General features: G+C 56.0%; 3 protein-coding genes. All 3 read right to left on the reverse strand.

Features of this window, described 5'->3' with window-relative positions; genetic code table 11:
• Positions 1-346: 346 nt before the first annotated feature.
• Genes fbp through WBL42_RS03580 form a run of 3 tightly spaced genes read right to left on the reverse strand, consistent with a single transcriptional unit; the run spans position 347 to position 3571 of the window.
• Positions 347-1444 carry a fructose-1,6-bisphosphate aldolase/phosphatase gene (gene fbp / locus WBL42_RS03570; RefSeq protein WP_424719893.1) on the reverse strand — a complete coding sequence of 366 codons (1098 nt, stop codon included), beginning with the start codon at positions 1442-1444 and terminating at the stop codon, positions 347-349.
• Positions 1445-1503: 59 nt separating this feature from the next.
• Positions 1504-2643, reverse strand: a complete 1140-nt coding sequence (locus WBL42_RS03575) for a class II fructose-bisphosphate aldolase (RefSeq protein WP_424719894.1) — start codon at positions 2641-2643, stop codon at positions 1504-1506.
• Between the two features lie 22 nt (positions 2644-2665).
• Positions 2666-3571, reverse strand: coding sequence for a class 1 fructose-bisphosphatase (locus WBL42_RS03580; RefSeq protein WP_424719895.1), 906 nt, complete (start codon positions 3569-3571; stop codon positions 2666-2668).
• Positions 3572-3742: the final 171 nt, after the last annotated feature.

A 3742-nucleotide genomic window follows, 5' to 3' on the forward strand; every position in this document is an offset into this window, starting at 1 on the left:
TCTCTACAGATATCTTGGAATCTACGAGAGCAAACACTTTTTTTATCGGCAAAACAATTCCGTTAACCATCTGCCCTAATTTGGGATGTAAGATAATTAAAGTTTGCTCATAGGGGGGAGTGGGGGGCCAGCCGGCTACCACCCCCCGACAAGGGAAGGGGGTTCGACCGGATTTTTTCCGGAAGGGAGGGGGTTCGGCGGCAACCCCCCGGCCGGGAATGCGACCAGCTCAATCCGCTACACACTAATGCAGCCAATCTCATCATCCGGGAGGTCTCCATAGCAATTCCCTTTTGGGGGGCATCGTCTCTTTCGAAAAAAAATGATTTCTCCAGAGCAGAAAAAATTATTCCGGGATCTCTTCCCATCGCTTCCCAAACTTCTTCTCAATCCCCGGCAGGGCGGTATATTCCATCTCGCCGGGCGGGAGCCGGTGGGGTTCGAACGGTCCCTGGTCCCGCACAAAATCCGCAAGCTCGTTGCACCGGCTCCTGACCCGGTCAAATGCCGGGTCATCGAACATGTCGGCAGGCCCGACCAGTTCCCCGTTGTTGATCTGGAACCCGAGGCAGATCACCCGGGGCGGTCCGTCGAACCGGGTACAGTTCGCTTCATAGACCGCCACCGGCATGAGGGGTCCGTTGTGGGATCCCCGCATCCAGCCGGCCACGATGATCGGCGTGCAGAACGGTTCGAGAACTTCCCCGACTGAGGGGAGGCCGCTCTGGGCCCGGACGATCATGACCGGATCGTCCTTGCCCACATACCGGCCCGCGACCAGGTTCATCGTCTCGGTGCTGGTCGAGGCTGCGATCATGCCGTCCTTTCTCCGGACAGACTTGACAACGTACCGGGAGCAGGTCCCGATACAGGAGAGCAGGGAATAGGTCTCTTCCGGCGTCCGGAACTGGATCTTCCGTTTCTCCTGTACATCGTATACTTCGAAGATGAACCCCTCGTGCATACCCGGGTCGATGACGAGGCCGGAGGTGTTGAAGGGATCGGCAAAGATCTTGTACAGGAAGAAGTTCCATGCGCCGGGCCCGGTCTTGTCGGCCATGAAGACGAGGACCGGGTCCGACCCCCGCTCCTCGAATTCCATCTCCGCAACACCGGGTCCCAGCCCCCTGATGTTGCCGGAGAAGGCATCGGCAAGCATGTCCTGCCCTGCACCGTAGAGCTTCATGCTCTTTGCGATCTTTGTGCAGTCCATGAATATGTCCCATGCAAGCTTGTGGACCTCCTTGTTGTCCATGCCATGGGAATGGGTCATGATCAGTTCGAGATCGTCGCCGCAGTGGGTGACGAACGAGTCGATCAGGAGCTTACCTTCCTGCTCTTTGAGAAGTTTCTGGGCTCTCTCGAGGAGCTTCGGATGGGTACGGGAGTGCCCCGGGTAACTTCCCACATCCGCCTTAATCACGGAGATCGTGGTCTTTGGCATGAGAGTTCACTCTATTGAAATCTCTTCGGGACGCAAAAAGCTTGTGTAAAAAAAGGGGATTATTTTTTGGGCTTCCGGATCAGTGATGCAGTCCCATAGGAGCCGAATGCCCGGAAGAAGACAAGGCTCTGGGCATATGCCATTGCCCTGATCGCTTTCTCGGTCTCCTGGTCCACGGCATAGATATCCCGGAAAAACTCTTTGATGGCAAACTTGCAGTTCCCGTCGAATACCTGGCGGTCCTGCCTGCCGGGATTGAGGGGCCGGTATTTATCGAGCGTCCAGTTCTGGATGTCCTTGTAGAGGGCAGGTTCATACACTTTCAGGGTATCGAAGACCACGTCCTGCCAGAATGTCCCGACATTACCCTTGATGATGTCCCCCTTCGGGAAATGCAGGTTGATCAGGTCACGGGGCGTCCCGGTGATCCCGTGCTGGGCGATCCCGACCTTGAGCCTGGCGTCCCGCAGGGCCTTTGCGATCGTTTTCGTCTGGGGGATGTCAATCGAGAGCTGCTCGACCACGTTGCCATTCGCGTCGTAGGAATGACCGTGGGAGGACCCGTTCGCTATCGCGAGCACGTCCGGGAAGACATCGTTCTCGTTGAGGGCACGGATGAATTCCACGGCTTCCTCGGGCCGGGTAAGAATGAGCCCCTGACCATCTTTTCTCCCGATCTCACCGACTTCCACTTCGAGCCCGAACTCCTTCCCGTTCATCCTGCTTTTGATATACCGGGCGAGATCGGACGTGACACGGATATTCTCAGCCAGTTCTTCCCTCACGTTCCTGCCCTCGAAATCGAAGAGATGCGAAGCATCAATCGCAAAAGAGGTATACCCTGCCTTGATCTGGGCATCGATCAGCTCTTTTGTCCCTTCAACTTCCTTTGCATCCCCTTTCTTGATGGAGATATGATCTGCATGGAGCGCCCAGACATCGAACTGTACCGCCTCTGCTGCGTTCCGCATCCGTTCCGAGAAGTCCTGGGGTTTTAAACCCGTGTATCCCCCGAGGAGATCGGATTCGGATCGTGCAAGCTCCATAAAGACCGCAGAGTCGGTATCCTTTGCGGCCCTGAATATGCCCTCTGCAACCGTGGTAATCCGGACGTTTGCCGCCATCACGATGGCCTTGTGGCCGGCAATGCCCTTAAGTATCGTGGATCCGGGAATGGGACCATAATCGTTCTGTTTCATATCCTGATCACTACTCTAATGTTCACCCTTCAGTCATTAACGTTTCAATGAGCGCGATCTCTTTCCTGCCACCCACGTAAACCGGGGTGGTCTGGCCGATCGCCTCCGGTTTGATTGCAAGAATATCGTCCCTGCCGTTGCTGACCGCCCCGCCGGCCTGGTAGATGATCATCCCCATGGGATTTGCTTCGTACAGGAGGCGCAGTTTTCCCTTCTCTTTCCCCTTGAAGCCGGGGTAGGCAAATACACCACCCTTGTGGAGGATCTGGTGCACGTCCCCGACAAAACAGCCGCTGAACCGGAGCTTGTATCCGGCAGTCTCCAGGGCATCGATCCACCGGGCATGGGCCGGGAAATAGTCCTTCCTGAGAGCGCCGGGCGCGTAGATCTTCCCGTCAGGGATCCGGAGGTCCTTGTGCCTGAGCACGAATTCACCGGCATCGTTCATCACAAACTCGTGCACGCCTTTTCCCGTGGTGAACGTCAGGGTGGTAAGCGGCCCGTAAAGGATGTAGAGGGCGGCAGCCATGGTTACCCCCTTTTCCAGGACATGACCGGGGTAGATACCGATAATGGAACCCACGCACAGGTTCACGTCAATCAGCGATGACCCGTCAAGCGGATCGATGACAACCCCGAACTTGTTCTTCGGGTTATCAACTTCGATGATCTGGTCCTGTTCCTCCGTGGCGATGTAGCGGACGAGCCGGGTCTTCTTCAGGCCGGAGATGAAGATCTCGTCGGCATACTTGTCGAGCGCCATCTGCTCTTCGCCGAACTGGTTGCGCGTAATCTCTTCTGCCGGTGTCTTGGGGATGGTACAGAAGAAACCCCGTTTGACATGCCGGGCCTGCTCGCTGAAGAAGAGAATGAGTTCAGTTAAGTTTTTGTCCGTTCCTGCATCGACAAGGAAGTCTTTGAGTAGCATGGTATAACCGCCTGGCGATCCCGTTCCGGGCACAGGGCCCCGGGATCATCCAACAGGATCTCCTGGTTCTTTGTAGACGTTTGGTGCCGATCTTTATCAGGATTATTATCCCGGCGGAACTGTGAGACGCGTGTTTCGCGGATCTGAAAAGATGACGGATATCCATTACAG

The organism is Methanoregula sp. (assembly GCF_049686655.1).
Classification (GTDB): domain Archaea; phylum Halobacteriota; class Methanomicrobia; order Methanomicrobiales; family Methanospirillaceae; genus Methanoregula.